Genomic DNA, 24,963 nt, shown 5'->3' with positions numbered 1-24,963 from the left:
CTATGGTCGCCACCTGGGCCGTCGTGTTGTCGGCACTGGTCTATCTCTGCTTCCTGTTCACCGTTGCCTATTGGGGCGACAACTGGGGGCGGCGCTTCGTTCAGGGGCCGGCCCGCTCCACCATCGCGGCCCTCGCGCTCGCCGTGTACTGCACCTCCTGGACCTTCTTCGGATCGGTCGGGCTCGCCAGCCGCTCGGGCTTCGACTTCCTTGCCATCTATATCGGCCCCATCCTGGTGATCGGTTTGGGGTTCCCGCTAGTCGCCCGGATCGTGCGGATCGCAAAAACCCAGAACATCTCGTCCATCGCCGACTTCGTGGCCGCCCGCTACGGCAAGAGCGAGCGCGTAGCGGCCCTCGTCAGCCTGATTGCCCTCGTGGGCTCGATTCCCTACATCGCCCTGCAGCTCAAGGCCGTCTCGTCGTCCCTCGACGTGTTCCTGTCCGATGCGGACGGGGCATCCCTGTCGCAGCTGCCGTTCCTCGGCGATCTGGCCCTCGTCGTTGCCCTCGTGCTGGCGGGCTTCGCCGTCGCGTTCGGCACGCGACACACCGATGCCACCGCGCACCAGAATGGCCTGCTAGTCGCCATCTCGCTCGAGTCGCTGGTGAAGCTCATCGCCTTCCTCATCGTCGGCGGCTACATCACCTTCGTGATGTTCGACGGCTATGATGGCATCCTCGAACGGCTCAACGCGCAAGGCACCAGTTCCGACCTGATGGGTCTGACGTCCGGCTTCGGCAGCTACATTACCCTCATCCTGCTCTCGGCCTGCGCCACCATTCTCCTGCCGCGCCAGTTTCATGTGACGGTGGTCGAGAACCACGACATCGCAGATCTGAAGCGTGCCGCCTGGCTGTTCCCGGTCTACCTCCTGCTCATCAATCTCTTCGTCATTCCGGTCGCGCTGGCAGGCCTTGCCACGTTCCCGGAGGGCGCTGTCGACCGGGACATGACGGTGCTTGCCCTGCCCCTGATGGACAAGGCCGGCACCCTGGCCGTGATCGCGTTCCTCGGCGGCTTCTCGGCCGCAACCGCCATGGTCATCGTCGACTCCGTTGCCGTGGCCGTGATGATCTCGAACCACCTGGTGATGCCCATCGTGCTGCGCCGGCGGGCTTTCGCGGGCATCGATCCCGGCAGCTTCGTCATCGGCGTGAGGCGCATCTCCATCGTCGTGGTGATCCTGCTGGGCTATGTCTATTACCGCGCCTCAGGCGACGCGGCGCTCGCAGCCATCGGCCTTCTCTCCTTTGCCGCCATCGCCCAGGTCGCTCCGGCCTTCCTCGGGGGCCTCATCTGGTCCCGCGGCACGGCGCTGGGCGCCAGCGTCGGCCTCGTGGTCGGCTTCACCACCTGGGCTTACACGCTCCTTCTGCCGAGCCTCGTCTGGGACGGGGTGTTCTGGTCGGACGTGGTGGTCACGGGCCCCTTCGGCATCACGGCACTCAAGCCCACCTCCCTGTTCGGGGTCGACCTGCCCCAGCTGACACACGGGGTCGTCTGGAGCCTGACGCTCAACATCCTGAGCTACATCGCCTTCTCCCTGTGGCGGCCGGTCACGGCCATGGAGCAGATCCAGGCCAATGTCTTCCTCGGCGAGGCTGCCGCTTCCGCCACCCCGAGCTTCCGCCTGTTCCGCGCCAGCGTGAGCGTCGGCGAGCTGCGCGCCACCGTCGCCCGCTATCTCGGCGAGGAGCGGACGGCCCGCTCCTTCGAAGGCTTCGCCCACAGCCGCGGACAGAATCTGGAACTGCGCGCCGAGGCGGACATCCACCTCCTGCGCTACGCGGAGCACCTTCTGGCCTCGGCCATCGGCACCGCGTCCTCCCGTCTTGCCCTGTCGCTGCTGCTGCGCCGCCGCACCGTCTCGACGGAAGCGGCCCTCAAGCTCCTCGACGATGCATCGGCCGCGATCCAGCACAGCCGCGACCTTCTCCAGCACGCTCTCAACTACGCCAAGCAGGGCATCACGGTGATCGACGGAGACCTGCGGCTGCTCGCCTGGAACCAGGCTTTTCTCGACCTCTACGACATGCCGCCCAATTTCGTGCAGGTGGGGATCGGCATGGAGCAGATCGTACGGTACAACGCATCGCGCGGCTCCTATGGCCCCGGCAAGATCGAGGATCTCGTGGCGGCCCGCCTCCACTCCTTCAGGCACGATGTGGAGCCTGTGCGCCTTAAGCTCCATCCCTCGGGCAAGGTGATCGAGATCCGCTCGAACCTCCTGCCCGACGGCGGCCACGTGACCACTTACACGGATGTGACCGAAACCGTTCTGGCCGAAGAAGCGAGCCGCCGCGCCAACGAGACCCTGGAGCAGCGTGTTCGCGAGAGAACCGAGGAGCTCACGCGCCTCAACGAAGCCCTCAGGAACGCCAAGGCCGAGGCTGATGAGGCCAACATCTCCAAGACGCGCTTCCTCGCCGCCGCCTCGCACGACATCCTGCAGCCGCTCAACGCGGCCCGCCTTTATGCCACTTCGCTCGTGGAGCGGGACCGCGAGGCAGGCGATGTGACGCTGGCCGAAAACATCGACGCCTCTCTCGATGCGGTCGAGGAAATCCTCACCGCCATTCTCGACATCTCGCGACTCGACACGGGCGCCATGAAGCCGCAATGGTCGAGCTTCCGCATCGATGAAATGTTCCGCCAGCTGCAGCGGGAGTTCGAGCCGATCGCCAAGAATAAGGGCCTGACGCTCACCTTCATCCCCTCCTCCCTGACGGTTCGCTCGGACCGGCGTCTCATGCGGCGCTTGCTGCAGAACCTGATCTCCAACGCGATCAAGTACACGCCCTCTGGACGCGTGCTCGTCGGCAGCCGCCGGCGCGGCGGACATCTCGCGCTCGAGGTATGGGATACGGGTCTCGGCATTCCCGCGTCCAAGCAGCGCGTCGTCTTCCGGGAATTCCAGCGCCTCGACCAGGGGATGAAGGCTGCGCGGGGTCTGGGGCTAGGTCTTTCCATCGTCGAGCGCATCGGCCGCGTGCTGAAGCATCCGATCACGCTGAACTCGGAGGTCGGACGGGGCTCCGTGTTCCGTGTCGAAGTGCCCGTGGTCGCCGCTCTTCCGGCAACGGCCGCAGTTCCCGAGCCGCCGAAGGCCCCTGCGACCGTGCTGTCGGGCCTTCGTGTGCTCGTCATCGACAACGAGCCGGCGATCCTGGAGGGCATGCGCCTTCTGCTCTCGGGATGGGGATGCGAGGTCTGGACGGCCTCCGACCTGGAAAGCGCCCATCAGGCCCTGCGCACGAGCAGGGGCCTGCCCGAGGTCATCATCGCCGATTATCATCTGGACGAAACCGACGGGCTCGAGGTCATCAAGGCCCTGCGCTGGAAGACCCAGGTCGACATGCCGGCCCTCCTCGTTACCGCCGACCGCACGCCTGCCGTACGGGATGCGGCGGCCGCGATGAACATCCACGTCCTCAACAAGCCGCTGAAGCCCGCAGCCCTCCGCGCATTGTTGACGCAGTGGCGCGCCACGAAGGTGGCGGCGGAGTAGAGACCCTCATGTCATCACCGGCCGTGTGCCGGTGATCTCGATCATGTGGAGCGCAGCGCTTCTCCGCATCGGGATGGCCGGGACAAGCCCGGCCATGACGAACGTGTTAAACAGACCTCAACGCACGATCCACAGCCGCGACCGCATGGATCGTCGTGGTGTCGAACAGCGGCACGGCACTGTCTTCATCCTTCACCAGCAGCATGATCTCGGTGCAGCCGAGAATGACGCATTGGGCGCCGCGCTCGATCAGGCGGGCGATAATCGCGCGATAGGCCTGGCGGGATTCCGGCTTGACCTGACCGAGCACGAGCTCCCTGTAGATGATCTCATGGACGATCCGGCGGTCGTCCTCGTCCGGCACCATGACGTCGAGGCCGTGGCGCTGCTGCAGGCGGCCCTTGTAGAAATCCTGCTCCATGGTGAAGGCCGTGCCGAGCAGGCCGACGCGGGTGAAGCCTGCGGCCTTGATCTTTTCGGCCGTGGGATCGGCGATGTGGAGCAGCGGGATACCGACGGCCGCTGTGACCGCATCGGCTAGGCGATGCATGGTGTTGGTACACAGAACGATGAATTCCGCCCCGCCGCGCTCCAGCCGGAGCGCCGCCTCCTTCATCGCCTCGGCCAAGCGCTCCCAGTCGCCTTCGTGCTGAAGCCGCTTGATCTCTTCGAAATCGACGGACCACATCAGGCATTGTGCCGAGTGCACGCCGCCGAGCCGCCGGTTCGCCTCCTGATTGATGACGCGGTAATACTCGGCCGAGCTTTCCCAGCTCATGCCGCCAATGAGACCTATGGTTTGCATGGATGATCTATAGGTTCGATGTGTAAGGGCCGCGGCCGCTCGCCAGCGCGTCGGCGAGAAGATCGAGCCTGTCCTGGCCCCAGAACACCTCGCCGTCGAGTATGTAGGCCGGGGAGCCGAAGACGTCGGCAGCGACCGCGTTCTCCAGATTCAGGGCATAGATGGCCTCGGTTGTGCTGCCGGTGGCCACATCCATCAGCGTGGACGAATCGAAACCGGCCTGCTCCGCCAGTTCCGTGAGAACGAGCGGATCGCCCAGGTTGCGCTCCTCCTCCCAGACCGCCGCGAAGGCCCGGCGCAGGAACGCATCCGGGCTCCTTCCGGTGGCATTGATGGCGATCACGAAGCGATCGGCGAGGTTCACGTCGAAAGGCCAATGCTTCGGGGTGATGTTGAAGGACAGGCCGCGCTTCTCGCGCCAGCGCTGGAGTTCCAGGATCCGGTACCGCTGCCGGGCCGGGTGGCGCTGGGCCAGCGGCAGACCCCCGGTTTCGGCGAAGACGCGGCCCAGGAAGACCGGCTTGTAGTTGACCTCGACCCCATGCCTCTGGACGATGTCCATGAAGGGCGCGTGGCCGATATAGGCCCAGGGGCTCACGAGGGAGAAGTAATAGTCGATGATGCGGGGCATGCGTCCGATTCGCGATTGATGGGCCGGAGCGGCGATGCCCCAGCTTGAACCATCAGGCCGCGCTCTTCAACGTCTCTTCCGCCAGGAGGAAAGCCTCGACCTCCGGCGCCGCCAGCGGTGCCTCTGCCTGAAGGCCGATCTCCTTCAGCAGCCGTCCCATCGACACGAAGCTTCGCTCCTTGCGGTCGTAGAGCCCTGCCCTGACCAGGGCGATGGCATTGAGAATCGTGCTGCCATCCTTGGACCGGGAGACCAGCCTGTGCTCCATCACCACATGAGTGTCGGACCAGGTGAGGATGCGGGTCTCGAGAGTGAAGGTGCGAAACGGCCGGAGCTCCCGCCGGAACCGGATCTGCCCGGCGCCCACCACGGGCACCCACCCATGCTTGAGGATGGGCCGCCACAGACCGGACCTTATCATGATGTCGGTGCGCCCGAGATCCATCAGCGTCCAGTAGCGCCCGTTGTTCAGGTGCAGAGAGGTATCGAGATCATGCGGCCAGACCCGGAAATCCAGGCGCGACACGTCCCGCACCGCATCGAGCTTGGGCCGGACGAAGGAGGCGATGATCAGGTGCAGCAGGCGCAGCCAGAGATTCATGCCCGGCCCATCCCGGTCTGACGCTGGAACAAGACGAGATCGAGAGACGGCGCGTCGAGGCCGAAGCCCGTCAGCAGGCAATGGACCTGCCCGCGGTGGTGGGTCTGATGGTTGAAGAAGTGGATCAGCGCCGGCCCCAGAGGCTGCTCGACATCGGCGGGGTTGACGATCGTCCGATAACGGAAGCGCCCTGCGAGGTCAGTGTCAGACAGGTGGTCGACATAGGAGACGATCCGCTCGTCCTCCTGCTTCCGCGCGGCACGCAGCTCGGTAAAGTTCTCGAAGAGAATGGCATCAAGGCGGTTCGGCGCCTCTCCTTCCCCCGTGAACCGCCGCATCCAGATGCGGTCGGCGACGAGGAGGTGGTTGAGGGTGCCGTGAACCGACTTGAAGAACGCTCCACGATCGGCGCGATAATCAGAATCCGGCAATTGCGCGGCGGCATCGTAGACGCGCTCGTTGCACCAGGCATTGTAGCCCGCCATCATGGCAAAGTGCTGTTTCATGGGAACATCCTTTTCCCTCTCCCCTCTGCGGGGGAGGGTTGAGGCGGCTTACGCCGCCTTCTTCGCCGCGGCGCGCCCGTAGAAGGTCTCGCCGCTGGATGCCATGTCGAGGAGAAGCTTCGGCGGCACGAAGCGGTCGCCGTGCTTCTCCTGCAGATTCTGGCACAATTCCACGAAGGCTTTAGCCCCCATGAAGTCGATATAGGACAACGCACCGCCCGTATAGGGCGCGAAGCCGAAGCCGAGGATCGAGCCCACATCCGCCTCGCGCGGATCGGTCACGACGCCTTCTTCCACAGTACGGGCTGCCTCCAGCGCCTGCGTGACCAGGAGGCGCTGCTTCAACTGGTCCATGTCGATGAGTTCGGCCGCCGCCGGATTCACCTGCAGGTCCTTCAGGCCGGGCCAGAGCCGCTTCTGTCCGCCTTCCGGATAATCGTAGAAGCCTTTGCGGTTCTTGCGCCCAAAGCGACCTTCCTTCTCCACGAGCGTGGTGAGCAGTTCTTCCTGCTCCGGAATGATCGCGGCATCGCCCAGCTGCGCCTTGGTGGCGCGCAGGATCTTGAGGCCGAGATCGACGCCCACCTCATCGTTGAGCGAGAGCGGCCCGACGGGCATGCCCGCCTGCTTGCCGGCCTGCTCGATCATCGTGGCCGGCACGCCCTCGGTGAGCATGAGGTGGCCTTCGAGGATGTAGGCGAGCACGCAGCGATTGGCGAAGAACCCGCGCGAGTCGTTGACGACGATCGGCGTCTTCTTGATCAGGCGCACGTAGTCGAGCGCCGTGGCGAGCGCCTTGTCGCCCGTCTCCTTGCCCATGATGATCTCCACCAGCATCATCTTCTCGACCGGCGAGAAGAAATGGATGCCGATGAACTGCCCAGCATTCTTCGATTGCTTGGCAAGCCCCGTGATCGGCAGGGTCGATGTGTTGGAGGCGAAGATGCAATCGGGACGGATCGCGGCCTCGACTTGTCGGATCACCTCGGCCTTCACCTTGGGATCCTCGAACACAGCCTCGATGACGAGATCGCAGTCCTTCAGGTCGTCGTAGTCGGCCGACGGGGTGATCCGGGCGAGCAGTGCATGGCGGTCCGCCGTCTTGGCGCGTCCCTTCATGACCTGGTCGGACATGAGCTTGTGCGAATGCGCCTTGCCCTTTTCGGCGGCTTCCACATCGCGGTCGATGAGAACGACCTCGAGACCCGCATTGGCCGTGACGTAGGCCACGCTCGCGCCCATGAAGCCCGCGCCGATGACGCCGACCTTCTTCAGGGTTGTCGGCGGCACGTCCTTAGGCCTACGCGCGCCCTTGTTGAGATCCTGCATGGAGATGAAGAGCGTGCGGATCATTGCCGCCGCCTCCTTCGAGCGCAGGATCTTGGCGAACCAGCGCGACTCCACCTTCAAGGCGAGATCCATCGGCAGCTGGAGACCCTGGTAGACGGATTCGAGAATCGCCCGGATCGCCGGGTAATTGTCCTGCGTCTCACGGCGGTAGATGGCGTTCGCCGGCGGCCAGATCTGCATGCCGGCGGCGGAGAAGACCTTGTTGGAAGGCAGCTTGAAGCCCTTCTGGTCCCACGGCGCGACGGCCGATCCGCCGCTCTTGATCCAGTCTTTTGCCGCCTGGACGATTCCATCACGCGGCGCGACGGCGTGGACGAGGCCCATGTTGCGCGCCATCAGGGGGCGGATCTGCTCGCCCTTGAACAGCATCTGCAGGGCATCGCCCGTCTGCATGAGGCGCGCCACGCGCTGCGTGCCGCCGGCGCCGGGGAAGAGCCCCACCTTCACCTCCGGGAGACCGACGCGGGTGGAATCCACATCCGACAGAACGCGGAAATGACAGGAGAGCGCCAGTTCGAAGGCGCCGCCGAGGCACACGCCGTGCACGGCCGCCGCGAACGGCTTGCCGCAGGTCTCGAGGCGGCGATAGAGCAGCGAGAGCTTGCGCGACTCGTCGAAGAAGAACTGCATGGCAGCCTCTTCGCCCTTCTCCTTGGCAAGGCGCGCATATTCCGCGCCGAGCCCCTGGAGCATGGTGAGGTCCGCGCCGCCCGAGAAGGCTTCCTTGCCGGAGGTGATGACGCAGCCCTTGATGGCCTCGTCCGCGGCAACCGTCTCGATGATCCGCTCCAGTTCGCCCATCACCTCGGGCGTAATCACGTTCATGGAGCGGCCGGGCATGTCCCAGGTGGCGAGCGCGATGCCGTCGGCATCGGTTTCGAAGCGGAAATTGGTGAAGTTCGTCATGGTGTCCTCCCAGATCCTTCTCCCCTCCCCCTTGCGGGGAGGGGTCGGGGGTGGGGGTGGTGCAGAAGGCACCGGGGCGCTCGATCCTGCACGACCCCCACCCGACCCCTTCGGGCCACCCTCCCCGCAAGGGGGAGGGCTAAACTCAAACCCGCTCGATGATCGCGGCCGTGCCCATGCCGGCGGCGACGCACAGCGTCACGAGAGCCGTCTGCTTGTTCGTGCGCTCCAGTTCGTCGAGCACCGTGCCGAGGATCATGGCGCCGGTGGCGCCGAGCGGATGGCCCATGGCGATGGCGCCGCCGTTCACGTTGACCTTCGCGGGATCGAGGTCCATGGCCTGGATGTAGCGCAGCACCACGGACGAGAAGGCCTCGTTGATCTCGAAGAGGTCGATGTCATCCTTCGTCATGCCGGCCTTGCGCAGGGCCAGTTCCGACACGTCGATGGGGCCGGTGAGCATGAGGGCGAGATCGGACCCGATGGACGCGAAGCCCTTGATGCGCGCGCGGGGCTTCAAGCCGGCCTTCTCGCCGCCCTCCCTGTTGCCGACGAGCACGGCGGCGGCGCCATCGACAATGCCCGAGGAGTTGCCCGCGTGATGGACGTGGTTGACGAACTCCACGTCCGGGTGCGCGGCGATCGCCACGGCATCGAAGCCGCCCATCTCGCCCATCTGCACGAAGGCGGCCTTGAGCTGGCCGAGCGACTGCATGTCGGTCTGCGGCCGCATGTGCTCGTCACGGTTAAGGATGGTGAGGCCGTTGATGTCCTTCACCGGCACGACCGACTTGGAAAAGCGTCCCTCGTCCCAGGCCTTCGCGGCGCGCTTCTGCGACTCGACCGCATAGGCGTCCACATCGTCGCGCGAGAAGCCGTATTTCGTAGCGATGAGATCCGCCGAGATGCCCTGCGGCAGGAAGTAGTTGTCGATGGCGATGCCGGGATCGACCGGCCATGCGCCGCCCGACGCGCCCATGCCGATGCGGCTCATGGACTCCACGCCGCCGCCGATGGTGATGTCCTTCATGCCCGACATGACCTGCGCGGCGGCGAGCGCCACCGCATCGAGGCCCGAGGCGCAGAAGCGGTTGATCTGGACGCCGGGCACCTCCTTGCCGAAGCCTGCCTTCAGGGCCGCCGCGCGCGCGATGTCGCCGCCCGCCTCGCCCACCGGGTCGACGCAGCCGAGCACCACGTCCTCCACCAGCTTGGGATCGAGATCGTTGCGGCGGCGGATCGCGTCGAGGGTCGTGACGGCGAGGTCCACCGCCGGAACCTCGTGCAGCGAACCATCCGGCTTGCCGCGCCCGCGCGGGGTGCGAACGGCATCGTAGATATAGGCTTCAGCCATGGAGGCCTCCTGGTCGTGCTGTCATCCCGGACGCTGAAAGCGATCCGGGATCGTCATCAGAATAGAGTGCTTTACCCGTCGCGCGATCCCGGCTCTGCGCTGCGCTCCGGCCGGGATGACGATTGTTGCTTAGAATGCCTCAACCGGCATCGCCATGGTCGTGTCGGCGCCCGTTGTGATGAGGGCAAGGCGCGTGGCGGTCTCGGGCATCATGCGCTCCATGAAGAAGCGCCCGGTCAGGAGCTTGGCGTCCATCTTCTCGGCGACGCCGTTGCCTTCGGCCTTCTTCACCTGCGCAGCCTTCGCCATCCTGGCCCACATATAGCCCAGAACCACGAGGCCGAAGAGGTGCATGTAGTCGGTCGCCCCGGCGCCGGCGTTATCGGGCTTGGCCATGGCGTTCTGCATGAACCACATGGTGGCCTGCTGCAGATGGCTTAAACCCTGCTGCAGCGGCGCGATGTAGGCCTTGAGGTTCTCGTCGCCTGCGTTCTCCTGGCAGAAGGTGCCGACCTCGTTGAAGAAGGTCATGACGGCGCGCCCGCCGTCCTTGCCGAGTTTGCGGCCGACGAGGTCCATGGCCTGGATGCCGTTGGCGCCCTCGTAGATCATGGCGATGCGGGCATCGCGCACGAACTGCGACATGCCCCATTCCTCGATATAGCCGTGGCCGCCGAACATCTGCTGCGCCTTGACGGCGTTGTCGAAGCCGAGATCGGTGAGCGCGCCCTTCGCCACGGGGGTCATGAGGCCCATGTAGTCCTCGGCCACCTGGCGCTGCGCCTCGTCGGAGGAGCGGTGCGCGATGTCGCTGTTCAGCCCCGTCCAGACGATGAAGGCGCGGCCTGCCTCGTTGAAGGCCTTGATGGACAGGAGCGTGCGGCGCACGTCCGGATGAACGATGATCGGATCGGCGGGCTTGTCGGGGAACTTCGCGCCGGTGAGCGAGCGGCCCTGGAGCCGGTCCTTGGCGTAAGCAACCGCGTTCTGGTAGGCGACCTCGGACTGGGCCAGCCCCTGCACGCCGACCGCAAGGCGCGCCTCGTTCATCATCACGAACATGGCGTTGAGCCCGCGATTCTCCTGGCCCACGAGCCAGCCCCTGGCGCCGTCGTAGTTCATGACGGCCGTAGCGTTGCCGTGGATGCCCATCTTGTGCTCGAGGGAGCCGCAGGAGACGCCGTTGCGCTCACCCACGGAGCCGTCCTCCTTGACGAGGAACTTCGGCACCACGAAGAGCGAGATGCCCTTGGTGCCCTGAGGAGCGCCCTCGATGCGGGCGAGCACCAGGTGGACGATGTTTTCCGCCATGTCGTGCTCGCCGGCGGAGATGAAGATCTTGGTGCCGGAAATGGCGTAGGAGCCGTCGCCGTTCGGCACGGCCTTGGTCTTGAGCATGCCGAGATCCGTGCCGCAATGGGGCTCGGTCAGGTTCATGGTGCCCGTCCATGTGCCCTCGATCATCTTCGGCAGGTAGATGTTCTTCTGCTCCTCGGTGCCGTGCTCGATGAGCGCCGCGATGGCCCCTTGGGTCAGGCCGGGATACATGCCGAGCGCCAGGTTCGACGCGGAGACGAATTCCTGCATAATCGTGTTGAGGACGGACGGCAGCCCCTGGCCGCCGAATTCCTCCGGCGCGGCAAGCCCCATCCAACCGCCGGCGGAATAAGCCTCATAGGCCTGCTTGAAGCCCTTGGGGGTGGTGACCGATCCGTCCGGATTGCGGGTGCAGCCCTCCTGGTCGCCGGAGAGGTTCAGGGGCGCGAAGACCTCCTCGCAGAGCTTGGCGCCCTCTTCGAGGATCGCCTCCACCGTATCGGGCGTAGCATCGGCAAAGCCGGGCAGGTTGTTGTAGCGCTCAATCGGAAATACGTCTTTCAGGAGGAACATGACGTCTTCGACGGGGGCCTTGTAGACCGGCATTCGGATGTCTCCCAGATCGGTTGCCGGCACGTATCTCTCCATGGGGAAGGGTGCCGGCCAAGCAGATAGTTCACATATAAACTATCTGCACGCATTTGGAAGAGGCAGAGAACTAAATCTTTCGAGGCATCGCCAAAGCCGGGAGTTCAACGGGATGAGGTCCAGGCTGCTCCCGGATCATGGCTCCGCTTTCACGCTTTCCACCCCCAGAAGCAAAAACCCTCCGGCACCGAGGCGCACAGCCCGATGCCGGAGGGTTTGCGTTGGCGGGTCGCGCAGTAAGGCGCGAGGATCAGGCAGCTGCAGCCAGACCGGCGCGGCGGGCCTGGAGTTCGGCCAATGCCTCCTCGATTTCTTTCTTCTGCTGCTCGAGGTGCTGGATCTGGTCCTCGACCTGGTCGAGCGACAGCTTGAGGTTCATGGCCGCCCCGTTGCCGGACCGTTCCTCGGCGAGCATGGCGCGGATCTCGGTTAGGGTGAAGCCGAGCTGCTTGCCCTTCAGAATCACGGAGAGGCGGTCACGGTCGCGAGCGTCGTAGATGCGGGCCGTTCCGTCCCGGCGGGGGACAGAAGGCCCCTGTCCTCGTAGAACCTGAGGGTGCGGAGGGTCACCCCGAACTCCCGCGCCAAGTCTCCGATGGTGTAGAATTTCGCGCCCTCTCCGGTTCCACCGGCACCTGCGCTGACTGCATATTGATCCATAGAATGCCCCGTCGTGTTCCATTCTCAGGTCAGCGCTTGATGCACATCCCCTTAGTAATGAAATGATAGAACATATGCTTCAGCATTTGCAAGAGTATTACAGCCATCATATGCCGCTGGGGCAGATTAACTTCCCTTGAGACGGGTGCCTGAGGGGAAGTTTCCTGCCGGTATCAGCCTATTTGACCCTAAATCCCCTCCGTTTAACGGGTTTTTTACCACGCTCGACGAAAGCTGCACCGTCCGAGGAAGGGTCTGAAGGCGTCGTGATTCGCCTGCTCTCAGCGCCCTTTGCCCGGCAGGCGGCAACGGCACGGGGCCCTGTCCGCCTCTAGGTCCTGCGTACCCCGCGAGCCCAGCATGAGACGACACGTCCTCTCAAGACTTGACGACCTCGACCTCGACGCCCGCGAATTGGCCATGGCCGCGGCGCGCCGGGCAGGCTTGAGCCTTGAGGAATGGGCTGCGGCCATACTTGCCGAGCAGGACCACGAGCCTGCCCCTTCCCTTCGCCCCACCGCCCGACGGACCACGGGCAGCGATCTCGACAACCTGATTGCACGGATGTCCTCCGCGTCCCGCCCGCGACCGAAGACGGACTATGAAACCCTCATGTCCGCCATCGCAGCCGAGAGCGAGCGGCAGGCCCAGGATCAGGCCTCGCGGACGGCCATCGCCCTGGAGTCCATGGCAAGCTGGATCGAGCAGGCCGAGACCCGCCTCGATACCGCCGCCCGCGCCTCCGCGGATCAGCAGGAGCGCATCGCCGCGATCCTGTCCCAGGCACTGTCTTCCCTGAAGGATCGCCTCGACACGGTCGAGCGCCGGGTCGCCACCGAGCGGGCCGCTCCGCCGCGCATCGAATTCCCGATGGAGCAGGCGCTCAAGGCGCTCGCCCCCGTGTCTGAAACCCTGTCCGGCCTGCGGGCCGACATGTCCCGGCTCGCCACTCGCCTGGAGCAGCCGAGCCCGGACTTTGCGCCAGCCGTCGAGACGATCCGCACCGAGATCGACACCCTCCGCTTCGGCATGGAGCATCTGGCGACCCGCAACGAAATTGCTGCTCTCGGCGCATCCCTCGCCTCCATGGCCAAGGATCTCGAGCAGGGGCCGACCGCCAAGGATCTGCACACCCTCGCCGGCTCGATGACCGTTCTCTACGAACAGGTCCAGACACTCTCAGAGCGGGTCAATCATGAGCTGCATCGGCACCTCGGCCTCGGGATCGATCGTATAACGGATAAGATTGATCACATGGCCGAGGCGGGGATCGACCGCTCGGTGATCGACTTCCTCAGCGGCCAGATCGTGGACCTGCGCCAGGATCTGGCGAGCCGGGCCGAGCCGCAGCAGATGGCCCGCCTCTCGGGCGACATGGAAACCCTCGGCCGGCAGATCGCCGAGATCCGCCTCCATCAGGTGAGCAAAAGCGATTTCACCGCCCTGAAGCGGTCCCTCGACGATGTCTGCTCGGCTCTCTACGTGACTGCCACGGCCCAGGACACGAGCAAGGTTCCGGAACTGCTGGAAAGCGTGGACCGCCGCCTCGATCTCCTCGTCCGCCGCCCGGACCCGAAGCCGGCCGATCTCGTGCCGATCAGCGAGCAGCTGGCGCTCCTGGCCGAGCGCATGGCCGTCCTGTCCGGCAGCCGCTCCCCCGACGGGGATGCCGTCAGCGGCATGGAGGATCGGCTGTCGTCCCAGATCAGGGCCGTGGCCGAGCGGGAAGCGCCTTCCCACGAACCTCTTCTGCAGCGGTTTGATCGGATCGAGCAGGAGCTGCAGCAGCTCGGCCGGCAGGCTGATACCGCCGGCGTGGCGCAGATGCTCCGCTCTATCGACGAGAAGCTTGAACGCACCCCCTCGCAGCCGGCGGGCTTCGATGCCCTGGAGCGGCAAGTCGCGGCGCTTGCCGAGCGGCTCGGGTCCGTCCCGGGCGAACCGCTGCACAAGGCCCTGGAGGAGGCGACAGGCCACCTGAAGAACCTGCACAGCGAGGCTGCCGGGATCGCCGAGCGAGCGGTCAGGGCCGCGCTGAACGACATCCGGCCAACCCTGCCTGATGCAGGCGATCTGGACACCCTCAAACATGGCTTCGTCGAGCTGAAGGCTCTTCATACCCGCTCGGACTGGAAGACCCAGGAGACCTTGAAGTCGGTTCACGAGGCCCTGGAGGCGCTGGCGTCCCGCCTGCCGAGCCAGGCTGGGCCGGCGACGCGCAGCCCGACCGTACCGCCGTCAGAGCCGCCCGCATCGCTTCCGCCGGCAGATCGTCTCGAGGCGGCCGTGCGCAAGCTGCATACGGTGACCCTGTCCCGGATCGAGGAGCCCGCGCCCCGAACCCCCGACGCACCCGTGCTCGACCCGAGAGCCGCGGAGATCACGCCTCCTGCAGCCCCGGATGAAGACCGCGGCCATGTGCGCGCGAGCTTCATCGCGGCGGCGCGAAGGGCTGCGCAGAATGCAGTGCCGGAATTCGCGGAGCCCTCCCACCTGCCGCCGGCCCAAGCTGCGGGGCTCGCGAGCGAAGGGGAGGACGGGGCAACCGGTGCAGCCGCGCCGCACTTGTCGTCGCTCTTCGAGCGCCTGCGCCGGACACTCGACAGCCACCGCCGCCCCCTTCTTCTGGGGCTCGCCTTTCTGGTCCTGGCTGCCGGCACCACCCAGATCCTGTCCGGAGGACACAGCGTCTCAGCCGTTGCCGCCGCCTCGGCAAGCGCCCCCCAGGAGGCTCAAGCTCCCGAGACACAGACCCACGGCACGGCAAGCGCTCCTGCGGCAAGGCAGGATCTCAATCCTTTCCAGACCTCGAGTCTTGCTGCGCAACCCTCGACCCCGGCCCCTCTCGCCGCAGGCAGGTTTCTCGTGGATCCGGCAACGGTCGGAGGCGTCCCGGCCGAGGTTCCCGCAGGCTTACGCCTGGCGGCCCAATCCGGGGATGCGGCGGCGCTCTACGAGATCGGCGCTCGCCTGGCCGAAGGGCGCGGTGTGGTCGAGGACCTGGCAGCAGCCGTCCGCCTCTTCGAGCGCGCCTCCCAGGCGGGTCTCCCGCCGGCCCAGGAGCGGCTTGCCGCGATGTTCGAGAAAGGCCTCGGGGTCGGGCGCGATCTCAGGCAGGCCGTCTTCTGGTATGAGCGGGCGGCCCTGGGCGGCCATGTCCGTGCCATGCATAACCTCGCATCCCTGCTCGCCTCCGGCGCCAGCGGCAGGCCGGACTATGTCACGGCCCTGCGCTGGTACACCGAGGCCGCAGAGGCCGGGTTCCGCGACAGCCAGTTCAACACGGGTCTTCTTCTCACCCGGGGCATCGGCTCGAAGCCCAATCTGCCCAGGGCCTTCCAGTGGTTTTCCCTCGCGGCCGCCCAGGGCGATGCGGAGGCGGCCCGGAAACGCGACGAACTGGCCGCCCGCCTCAATCCTGCGGATCTGAAGAATGCCAGGGCCGCCGTCGACCAATGGCGCCCGCGCGCCGTGGACCCGATCGCGAACGAGCCCCCGGCAGCCGCCCCGGAATGGACGGCTGATCTGGATCGATCTACGCCTGACAGGAGTTGAAGGCAGGCAGGCTCTGTCATCTTCCGTTCAGAACGTGACCGTTACATCGCCTGCATGATGCTGTAACAACGACGTGGCTGCACCGGCCATAGGGGAACCGGGTTGCAAATCTATTTGCCTATCGCTGAAATGCCTGTGAGCGTTCTTCTCATCCTCGGGATGGGTGCAGCGGTGGGCTTCATTTCCGGCCTCTTCGGGATCGGCGGCGGCTTCCTGATGACGCCGCTCCTGATCTTCCTCGGCATCCCTCCGGCGGTGGCCGTGGCGACCCAATCGGCCCAGATCGTCGCCTCCTCCACCACCAGCGTGCTCGGGGCGCTGAGACGCAATGCCCTCGATCACAAGCTCGGCGCCATCCTGGTGGCGGGCGGCTTCGTCGGATCCGTTCTCGGCGTCTGGTTCTTTGCGGCCGCGCGCCGGGCCGGGCAACTCGATCTCGTGATCGTCATCTCCTACGTGACGCTCTTCACCATCGTCGGAAGCCTGATGCTGAAGGAGAGCATCCGGGAATTCTGGCACAGGCGGAAGGGAGGGATGGTGCGCCTGCGGCGCAAGGCCGGCGAGCATGCGCCCTATCTCGGCTGGCCCCTGCGCATGCGCTTCTACCGCTCCAAGCTCTATGTCAGCGTCATTCCGATCCTCGGGCTCTCGCTCTTCATCGGCTTCGCCGGCGCGCTGCTGGGAATCGGCGGCGGCTTCATCGTGGTGCCGGCGCTTCTCTACATCTTCCGCGTGCCCACCACCGTGGTCGTCGGCACCTCCCAGTTCCAGATCGTCTGCACCACCCTCGTTGCCCTCATTCTCCACGCCATCACGAACCAGGCGGTGGACATGGTGCTGGCGATCCTCCTCATCGTCGGCGGCGTCTTCGGCGCTCAGTTCGGCGCCCGGATGGGACGCCATCTCCGGGCGGAGCTGTTCCGCTTCCTGCTCGCGCTCCTGCTGCTGGCCGTGGGCTTGCGCTTCGGGCTCGAACTCGTGCTGCAGCCGGAGGAGCCTTTCTCCATCTCGGTGCAGGAGGTACGTCCGTGAGGGCGCTCGGCCTCCTCCTGCTCCTGTGGGCCGGCCTCGCTCCCGCCAGCGCCGAGACTCTGATCACGTCCCTGTCGAACCATCGGGTCCTGATCAACTCCAACTATACAGGAACGGAGATCGCCGTGTTCGGCGCCATCGAGCGCGATGCCCAGACGGTGGCCCGCGCCACGACCTATGACGTGGTGGTGACCGTGCGAGGCCCGCGCCAATTCCTGACCGTGCGCGAGAAGGAGCGGCTCGGCCCCGTCTGGATCAACCAGGAACAGCAGAAGTTTCCATCGGTCCCGGCCTATATCTCCGTGATGACCTCCCGGCCCATCACGGAGATCACGAGCGACCAGTTGCGCCAAAGGCAGAAGATCGGCCTCGAGGCCATCATCAACGCCAACGATCTCACGTATGGCCGCGGCGGCACGGACAAGCCCTTCCGCGAGGCGCTGCACCGCCTGAAGGCCCAGGAAGGTCTCTACCTCGAGGACGAGCGCGGCGTGACCTTCCTGACCTCGGACATCTTCCGCGCGGGCATTCCGCTGCCGGCAACGGCGCCGCCCGGCAATTACGATGTGGATGTGACGCTCTTTGCCGACACCGTGATCCTGGCCCGCACGACCACCAATTTCGAGCTGGTCAAGACGGGATTCGAGGAGCAGGTCGGCGTTGTCGCCCGCGACTGGTCGCTGTTCTATGGCCTTGCGACGGCCGTGATCGCCATCTTCTTCGGCTGGCTCGCCAACGTCATCTTCCGCCGCGACTAGGCGAAGCCTGCCGCCCTTCACTCTTTACGGACGAGGCTCTTCAGGTGATCCTGCCTGCTGCCTCAACCAGGGGATTGCTTCATGATGCTCCGATGCGCGACGGTCCAGTTTCACCACCGGGCCAACGACAAAGCCTACAACATGTCGGTGGTGGAGCGCTTCTGCCGTGAAGCTGCCGGGCAGGGCGTCAAGATCGTCGCCTTCCCGGAAATGTGCCTGACCGGATACTGGCATGTCCGCACCCTCGGACGGGCGCAGCTGGAGGCGCTTGCGGAGCCGGTGCCGTCGGGCCCCTCCACGCAGGCGATCGCGCGGCTCTCGGCCCGGTACCATATGGCCATCGGGGTGGGGCTGATCGAGCGGGCCGACGACGGACGGCTGTTCAATACCTATGTGGTCTGCCTCCCCGACGGACAGGTCCACCGCCACCGCAAGCTCCATGCTTTCGAGAGCGACGATATCGTGAGCGGCGACAGCTACACGGTCTTCGACACGCCCTGGGGCGTCAAGGTCGGCGTCTTGATCTGCTGGGACAACAATCTTGTCGAGAACGCGCGCGCGACAGCCCTGCTCGGCGCCGACATCGTCATGGCGCCGCACCAGACCGGAGGATGCCATTCGCGCAGCCCGCAGGCCATGGGGTTGATCGACCCTGCCCTCTGGGAGAACCGCCATGCCGATCCGGAGGCCATCGAAGCGGAGTTCCGCGGCCCCAAGGGACGCGAGTGGCTGATGCGCTGGCTGCCAGCCCGGGCTCATGACAACGGCTATTTCCTGCTGTTTGCCAACGGCGTCGGCGAGGATGACGGCGAGGTGCGCACGGGCAACGCCATGATCATCGACTGCTATGGCCGGATCATCGCGGAAACCTGGAAAGCGGAGGATGTGCTGGTCGTGGCCGATCTCAACCTCGACCTCCTGCCGCTCGCCACCGGCCGCCGCTGGATCCGCGGTCGAAGGCCGGATCTCTACGGGCTCCTCACGGAGGCCCAGGGGCACGAGCTTGCGCCGAGACAGGCACGGTTTTCGGAGGCTCCAGTGGTGAAGACAGCGGGGTAAATCCGGTTACCCATTGTCATTCCGGGGCGAGCGGTAGCGAGAGCCCGGAATCCATATCTGCTAACGGCGCAGAAATGGATGCGAAGAAAGCCGTAGCGCCTCTTCTGTCAGGCATCGTGTTTATGGATTTCCACGCCTGCGGCGCGGCCCTTCGGGTCGGGCTCCGCTGCGCGGCCCCGGAATGACAGGAGCGATCCGGGTGTTCAATCCCGGCAGAGCATCGACTTCGCGATGGCGAAAATCCGCTCCGTGCCGATGAGGTGCGCCGTGAAGCCGTTGGCGAAGAGCGGTTTGAAGGCGGCGTCGCAGGCATTCAAGCCGCCCGCATAGGCGCCCAGCGCCGGCATCACGCAGCGGCTGCCGTCGGTGAGAAAGCAGCGCCGCCGGGTGGAGCGGCCGCGCATCACCACCTTGCCGACCGGATGGAGATGGCCGGCGACCTCCGCCTGCTCTCCGGCTATCGGCTCATGCCGCAGGGTAAGGGAGCCGAGCGCCATCTCCTCCACCACCTGCCCGCCGATGCTCTCCGGCAGGATGCGGTCATGGTTGCCCGTGACCCAGATCCAGTCGCGGCCCTGCTGCACTTGCATGAGCGTCGTACGCTCCTCGTCACCGAGGCGATCCGGGCCGCCGATATCGTGGAAGCTGTCGCCCAGCGCGATCACGGTCTTCGGAGCGAAGCGGAACACCGCGTCGGAGAGGGCAAGAAGCGTCTCGCGGGTGTCGTAGGGCGGCAGCATCATGCCGCGCCGGGCAAAGGACGAGCCCTTCTCGAAATGGAGGTCGGCTACGAGCAGGGCGTCGTGCGCGGGCAGATACATCGCCCCCGTCAGGTCGAGCAGCGCCAGCTGCCCCTTGAGCTCGATTTCGTGCGTTGTCTGTTTGTTCTTCTGCAATGCCGTCACGCCAAAGCCTCGTCGAGAAGCGCTGCCTCCGCCTCGGCCAGGATCTCGTCCGCATTGTCGCTATAGACGCGCTCGCGGCCGATCTCCAGCATGACGGACACGCTCAAAGGAGAAACCCGGTCGAGCGGCTTGTGGATGATTCGCCCCCGGATGCGCTCAAGCATCATGCCGAGGCGCCTCACGTCGAGGAGTCCCGTTGCCGCATCCGCCCGCGCGGCGCGCAACAGAACGTGATCGGGCTCGTGCTTGCGCAGCACGTCGTAGACGAGATCGGTGGAGATCGTGACCTGCCGGCCCGTCTTCTTCTCCCCGGGGAACCGGCGCTCGATGAGGCCGGCGATGACGGCGCATTGGCGGAAGGTGCGCTTCATGAGGGACGATTCCGCCAGCCAAGCCTCCAGGTCGTCGCCCAGCATGTCCTCGGAGAACAGTTCGTCCATGAAGCCCGGATCGCGCGCGGCGCGGGCTGCGATGTCGCCCGAGGCATAGACCGCGATGCCGTAATCGTTGGCCACGAACCCGAGCGGCTTGAGCTTCGCCCGCTCCAGCCGGCGGGTGAGCAGCATGCCCAGCGTCTGGTGCGCGAGCCTGCCCTCGAACGGGAAGCAGGTCATGTAGAAGCGGTTGGCCCTGGGAAAGGTCTCGACCAGCAGGTCGCGCGGCCCCGGCACGACGGAGCGGCGGCGCTGCTGCAGCAGCCATTCGGTCATCTGCGGCGGCAGGCGGTCCCACTCGAACGGGTCGGCGAGGATCTCGCGCACGCGGGCGGCAAGAAAGGTGGAGAGCGGGAACTTGCCGCCCTCGTAGGACGGGATCATCGGATCCGTGCCGGCGCCGGCGCGGGTGGCTAGAACCTCGTCCTCGGAGATGCCCTCGAAGCGCAGCACCTCGCCGGCGAAGAGGAAGGTGTCGCCCGACGTCAGCGTCTCGGCAAACGACTCCTCGATCTCGCCGAGAATCCGGCCGCGCGGCAGCACGGTGCCGGGGCGTGAGCGCAGGGACTTGCCGAGCCGCACCTTGATCATGCTCGACTCGACGATGGTACCCACATTCATGCGGTATTGCTGCGCGACCCTCGCATCGCGCACGCGCCACAGACCATCATTGCCCTTCACGATCTTGGCGAAGCGCTCATAGGCGCGAAGGGCGTAGCCGCCCGTGGCGACGAAGGCCACGCAGGCTTCGAAATCCTCCCAGGACAACCCCGCATAGGGCGCGGCCGAGCGGACCTCCTCGTACAACTCCGCCAGGTCGAAGGGCCCGGCGCAGGCCATGCCGAGGATGTGCTGGCAGAGCACGTCCAGCGCGCCGATGCGGGCATCCGGCGTGTCCTGAGCGGCCTCGTGCACCGCATCCAAGGCCGCGCGGCATTCGAGGATCTCGAAGCGGTTTGCCGGCACGAGATAGGCTTCCGATGGCTCGTCCATGCGGTGGTTCGAGCGGCCGATGCGCTGCATGATGCGCGACGCCCCCTTCGGCGCGCCCACATTCACCACGAGGTCCACGTCGCCCCAGTCGATGCCGAGATCCAGCGTCGCCGTGCACACGACGGCCTTGAGCTTTCCCGCCGCCATCGCCTCCTCGACGCGGCGGCGCTGCGACACGTCGAGTGAGCCGTGGTGGAGCGCGATGGCGAGATTGTCGTCGTTGAGCTTCCACAGCTCCTGGAACGTGTATTCCGCCTGCAGGCGCGTGTTGACGAACACGAGCGTGGTCTTGTGCGTGCGGATGAGCCCGTAGATCGCCGGCATCGACAGAGACGCGGTATGACCTGCGAGCGGCAGGCGCTCGTCGAGGTCGAGCATGCGGATGTCGGGCTGCGCGCCGCCCTGCACCACGACGAGGTCGGCGAGGCGGCTTTCCCCTCCCCCTTGCGGGGAGGGGCTAGGGGTGGGGGTGGTGCGACCGGGTGAGCGCAAGGTCAGGTCAGGCGCTGTATCAGTGCTGCTGCTAGCTGAATGAAGCTCAGCATCTCGACTTTCCGACCCCCACCCTTCATCCCTCCCCGCAAGGGGGAGGGAATCTCCGGCACGCTGCGGAGCCAGATAGCGCCTGAGATCGTCCGGTTCGCGCACCGTCGCCGACAACCCCACGGCCGTCGTCTGCGGGGCGATCGTCATCAGCCGTGCGAGCCCGAGCGACAGCAGGTCGCCGCGCTTCGACGTGACGAGCGAGTGCAGTTCGTCCAGCACCACGCGGCGCAGATCCTTGAAAAACTCCTGCGCCTCCGCGTGCGCCAGCAGGAGCGCCAGCTGCTCCGGCGTGGTGAGCAGGATGTCCGGCGGCCTCTCGATCTGCCGGGCGCGCTTGTGGGAGGGCGTGTCGCCGGTGCGGGTCTCGACGCGGATGGGAAGCGCCATCTCGGCCACCGGAATCTCGAGGTTCCGCGCCACGTCGGTGGCGAGCGCCTTCAGGGGCGAGATGTAGAGGGTGTGGAGCCCGCGCCGGTCCTTGGCCGTACCGCGGCCCGGTCCCCTCTCGGCCAGCTCGACGAGGCTCGGCAGGAAGCCGGCGAGCGTCTTGCCGGCCCCTGTCGGGGCCACGAGCAGCACGGAGCGGCCTTGCCCAGCCTTGGCGAGCAGGTCCAGCTGGTGCGCCCTCGGCTTCCAGCCGCGGCTCTTGAACCAGTCACGAAATGTCTTCGGGAGAAGGGTGACGGAGACTCGAGACATGAATGCTCAAGATAAGGCTGCCGGAATGGTTCCGCCATGGCCAAGGTTCAAGAGCATCTCCCCTCTCATCCCGCCAGGCGGGGATCCAAGCGGCACGGCCAACGCGGCTCCTCACCCTTTACCGTCAGCGGTTATGGATCCCGGGCTCTCGCTGCGCTCGCCCCGGGATGACTCTGTGCTGGCAAGAGAACATGTGAACCCTTCTCTTTGCCGGCTTGCTATCCGGCTCAAGTTCCTTTCAGCTCGCCCCAACGCCAAACAGCCAAAACCATAGGGCAAACGCCATGCCGCACGAGACCCAGTTCCAGAACGCCGTCGCCGTCGTCACCGGAGGCACGCAAGGCGTGGGGGAGGCCATCGCCCGCACGCTCGCAGAGCGGGGCGCCAAGGGCATCGTGATCTGCGGCCGCAACGAGGAGCGCGGGCATGCGGTGGCGCGGGAGATCTCCAATCAGGGCTGCCACACGGAATTCGTGCGCGCCGATCTTGAGCACGTCGAGGAGGCACGCCAGGTCACCGCGCGGGCCGACAGCGTCTTCGGGCGCGTCGATGCGCTGGTGAACGCCGCCGGCATCACCGACCGCGGCACGATCTTCGACACCACCCCGGAACTCTTCGACCGCATGTTCGCGGTCAATGTCCGCGCGCCGTTCTTCCTGATGCAGGAAGCCGCCAAGATCATGCGGCGTGAAAAGATCGAGGGCACCATGGTCAACATCCTGTCCATGTCGGCCCATGGCGGGCAGCCCTTCATCTCGGCCTATTGCGGCTCCAAGGGCGCGCTTGCCACACTGACCAAGAACGCCGCCTTCAGCCTCATGCCCTGGCGCATCCGCGTGAACGGCCTCAACATCGGCTGGATGAACACGCCCGGCGAGGACCGGATCATGAAGACCTATCACGGGGCGCAGGACGGCTGGCTGGAGAAGGCCGAGAAGGAACAGCCCTTCGGGCGCCTGCTCGATCCGCGCGAGGTCGCCCGCGCCGTAGCCTTCCTCGCGTCCGGGGAGTCCGGCATGATGACCGGCTCGATCATCGACTTCGACCAGTCGGTGCTGGGCTGCTACGAGAGCGCGCCGCATCCTTCGATGCCGGCGCAGTAAGCCGCTCCTACAAGCACAAACGCATTCTGATATTGTTTGGAAGCTCACTCTCTTCGCCATCACCGGCCTTGTGCCGGTGATCTCGATTGATTGAAGTACAGAGCCTCACAACATCGGGATGGCCAGGACCGATCCCAGGATCAAGTCCGGGGACGGCCATGACGGCTGAAGTTATCGGCTGCTCAACGCTGCAGCACCGTCAGGAATCCGGGAACCGGCACGCCGCGATCCTCCCGGGTCGACACCCGCTCAAGGATCACCACCTTAAAGCCCGCCGCCTCCGCGAGCCCACGCACGTAAGTCTCGCTGTGGGCGTAGCGCGCGTCCTCGCCCAGGAGGAAGCCTTCGCCCCCATGCGCCTGCACCGTGAAGGCGAAGAGCCCTTGGCGCTTCAATACCCGGTGCGCCTCGCGGAACGCCGAATCGAGCGCCGCCATGTAGACGAACACGTCGGCCGCCACAACGAGGTCCGCCTCTTCACCGGTACGGCGCGAGAGAAACGACACGAGCTCACCTTCGTGGAGAGCATCGTAGAGCCCCGTCTTGCCAGCTTTTTCCAGCATGCCGGGGGAGAGGTCCACGCCTTCCATGGAGGAGCACAGCCCCTCGAGCGCCTGCGCCATCAGCCCCGTGCCGCAGCCCAGATCGAGGGTCGGGCCGAAGCGGTACTCCCGGCCTCGCTCGGAGCAGGCGCGGCGAAGCGCATCGGCGATCAGCTCCGGCCCGCGATAGGCGAGGCTCTTGGTCAGGTGCTGGTCGAATTTCGGCGCGTAATCGTCGAAGAGCGCCCGCACATAGCCGTCCGTGATCGCCTCGTCGGGTGGAAGCGCCTCAAGCCTTGCGAGATCGAGGCGCACGCCCAGTTCATCGACAGGCTCAAGAGCAAGAGCCTGGCGCAGGGCATCCACCGCCTCCTCGCGCGCCCCCAGCTCGGCCAGCGAGCGCCCCAGCATGGCATGAGCGGCGGGGAAATCCGGTGCGAGCTCCAGCACCTGCCGGGCGAGATCGGCGGCAGCCTCGAAATCGCGCTCGCCGAAGGCCGCGCGGGCATATTCGTAGCGGCGGTCGGCACGAAAATCGCCGGTGGAGCGGGCGGTCGAGGACGGTGGCATGGCTTGTGGATGCGGGAGAGTGGAAGGGCTGTCAATGGCGTGTTCCGCTTGACGCTCCTCCCCTGGCATCCCCGGCAGCCGCGAGGCCGGGAAGAGGATCCATGGTGCTGCGCTCCAGCAGGGAATGACACCCCCACTGCCACCCTCCACGTCATCCCCGGGCTCGTCCCGGGGATCTGTGTCTTCACACACTCTGACCTCATCCTGAGGAGCAGCCGTGAGGCTGCGTCTCGAAGGAGGTTCCAGGGCTCTCTGGACAATCCTTCGAGACGGTCGCTTAAGCGACCTCCTCAGGATGAGGACGGAGGAGAGAGGGGAGCGGTGTAACGTTCTCACTTTGTTCTTGACAGTTCTGCTAAGCTCAGCTATATCATTGCCCATCCTCGCCCGACGAGGGGCGCGCTCGCGAGGCGTCGCAGGAACGGGGCAAGGAGCGGTCCCGCCGCAGGTCTCGCAACCCTGTGCTCGCGGGAGGTC

The 24,963-nt window shown here is 65.9% G+C and carries 16 protein-coding genes and 1 pseudogene; 6 read left to right on the top strand and 11 right to left on the bottom strand.

All coding sequences use genetic code 11. The features are described 5' to 3' along the window. Positions 1–2: 2 nt before the first annotated feature. Positions 3–3,512, top strand: coding sequence for a PAS domain-containing hybrid sensor histidine kinase/response regulator (locus AC0QTX_RS16675; protein ID WP_474604935.1), 3,510 nt, complete (start codon positions 3–5; stop codon positions 3,510–3,512). A gap of 106 nt (positions 3,513–3,618) precedes the next feature. Here AC0QTX_RS16675 and AC0QTX_RS16670 read toward each other — a convergent pair whose 3' ends face one another. The 8 genes and pseudogenes from AC0QTX_RS16670 to AC0QTX_RS16635 all read right to left on the bottom strand — a co-directional run bounded on the left by AC0QTX_RS16670 (position 3,619) and on the right by AC0QTX_RS16635 (position 12,290). Next, positions 3,619–4,317: an aspartate/glutamate racemase family protein gene (locus AC0QTX_RS16670; protein WP_474604934.1), complete on the bottom strand. Its 699-nt coding sequence runs from the start codon at positions 4,315–4,317 to the stop codon at positions 3,619–3,621. Positions 4,318–4,324: 7 nt separating this feature from the next. After that, on the bottom strand, positions 4,325–4,948 hold the full coding sequence (locus AC0QTX_RS16665) for a DsbA family protein (RefSeq protein WP_474604933.1): 624 nt from the start codon (positions 4,946–4,948) through the stop codon (positions 4,325–4,327). A gap of 52 nt (positions 4,949–5,000) precedes the next feature. Next, positions 5,001–5,549, bottom strand: coding sequence for an acyl-CoA thioesterase (locus AC0QTX_RS16660; protein WP_474604932.1), 549 nt, complete (start codon positions 5,547–5,549; stop codon positions 5,001–5,003). Beyond that, on the bottom strand, positions 5,546–6,055 hold the full coding sequence (locus AC0QTX_RS16655; RefSeq protein ID WP_474604931.1) for a DinB family protein: 510 nt from the start codon (positions 6,053–6,055) through the stop codon (positions 5,546–5,548). The genes AC0QTX_RS16660 and AC0QTX_RS16655 overlap by 4 nt, the downstream gene beginning before the upstream one ends. Positions 6,056–6,103: 48 nt before the next feature. Then, complete coding sequence (locus AC0QTX_RS16650) at positions 6,104–8,311, bottom strand: FAD-dependent oxidoreductase (protein ID WP_474604930.1); 2,208 nt, start codon at positions 8,309–8,311, stop codon at positions 6,104–6,106. 145 nt (positions 8,312–8,456) lie between these two features. Then, a complete protein-coding gene (locus tag AC0QTX_RS16645; RefSeq protein WP_474604929.1) occupies positions 8,457–9,665 on the bottom strand; it encodes an acetyl-CoA C-acetyltransferase in 1,209 nt (402 codons plus the stop codon). 129 nt (positions 9,666–9,794) lie between these two features. Next, positions 9,795–11,588, bottom strand: a complete 1,794-nt coding sequence (locus AC0QTX_RS16640; RefSeq protein ID WP_474604966.1) for an acyl-CoA dehydrogenase C-terminal domain-containing protein — start codon at positions 11,586–11,588, stop codon at positions 9,795–9,797. A gap of 292 nt (positions 11,589–11,880) precedes the next feature. Continuing rightward, a pseudogene (locus AC0QTX_RS16635) lies at positions 11,881–12,290 on the bottom strand (MerR family transcriptional regulator). A 360-nt stretch (positions 12,291–12,650) separates the two neighbouring features. Between AC0QTX_RS16635 and AC0QTX_RS16630 the strand changes: the two are divergent. The 4 genes from AC0QTX_RS16630 (at position 12,651) to AC0QTX_RS16615 (ending at position 18,694) form a co-directional block, all read left to right on the top strand. Continuing rightward, the gene (locus tag AC0QTX_RS16630) at positions 12,651–15,845 is read left to right on the top strand and encodes a hypothetical protein (RefSeq protein ID WP_474604928.1); all 3,195 of its coding nucleotides are present in this window, start codon (positions 12,651–12,653) and stop codon (positions 15,843–15,845) included. 102 nt (positions 15,846–15,947) lie between these two features. Next, positions 15,948–16,877, top strand: a complete 930-nt coding sequence (locus tag AC0QTX_RS16625) for a sulfite exporter TauE/SafE family protein (protein WP_474604927.1) — start codon at positions 15,948–15,950, stop codon at positions 16,875–16,877. Continuing rightward, on the top strand, positions 16,874–17,635 hold the full coding sequence (locus AC0QTX_RS16620; RefSeq protein WP_474604926.1) for a TIGR02186 family protein: 762 nt from the start codon (positions 16,874–16,876) through the stop codon (positions 17,633–17,635). Before AC0QTX_RS16625 ends, AC0QTX_RS16620 begins: the two co-directional genes overlap by 4 nt. Positions 17,636–17,716: 81 nt before the next feature. Next, positions 17,717–18,694 carry a nitrilase family protein gene (locus AC0QTX_RS16615; RefSeq protein ID WP_474604925.1) on the top strand — a complete coding sequence of 326 codons (978 nt, stop codon included), beginning with the start codon at positions 17,717–17,719 and terminating at the stop codon, positions 18,692–18,694. 203 nt (positions 18,695–18,897) lie between these two features. Here AC0QTX_RS16615 and pdeM read toward each other — a convergent pair whose 3' ends face one another. Beyond that, complete coding sequence (pdeM, locus tag AC0QTX_RS16610) at positions 18,898–19,599, bottom strand: ligase-associated DNA damage response endonuclease PdeM (protein ID WP_474604924.1); 702 nt, start codon at positions 19,597–19,599, stop codon at positions 18,898–18,900. Then, a complete protein-coding gene (locus tag AC0QTX_RS16605) occupies positions 19,596–22,271 on the bottom strand; it encodes a ligase-associated DNA damage response DEXH box helicase (RefSeq protein ID WP_474604923.1) in 2,676 nt (891 codons plus the stop codon). Before AC0QTX_RS16605 ends, pdeM begins: the two co-directional genes overlap by 4 nt. 284 nt (positions 22,272–22,555) lie before the next feature. On the opposite strand from AC0QTX_RS16605, the gene AC0QTX_RS16600 reads away from it, so the two are divergent. Then, positions 22,556–23,374: an SDR family oxidoreductase gene (locus AC0QTX_RS16600; protein ID WP_474604922.1), complete on the top strand. Its 819-nt coding sequence runs from the start codon at positions 22,556–22,558 to the stop codon at positions 23,372–23,374. A gap of 182 nt (positions 23,375–23,556) precedes the next feature. Here the strand turns inward: AC0QTX_RS16600 and AC0QTX_RS16595 are convergent, their stop codons facing one another. Then, positions 23,557–24,486 carry a class I SAM-dependent DNA methyltransferase gene (locus AC0QTX_RS16595; protein ID WP_474604921.1) on the bottom strand — a complete coding sequence of 310 codons (930 nt, stop codon included), beginning with the start codon at positions 24,484–24,486 and terminating at the stop codon, positions 23,557–23,559. Positions 24,487–24,963: the final 477 nt, after the last annotated feature.

It is taken from the genome of Microvirga sp. jy35, assembly GCF_056148915.1.
The sequence above is the reverse complement of the archived record's forward strand: the minus strand, read 5'-3'. Positions and strand labels throughout refer to the sequence as shown.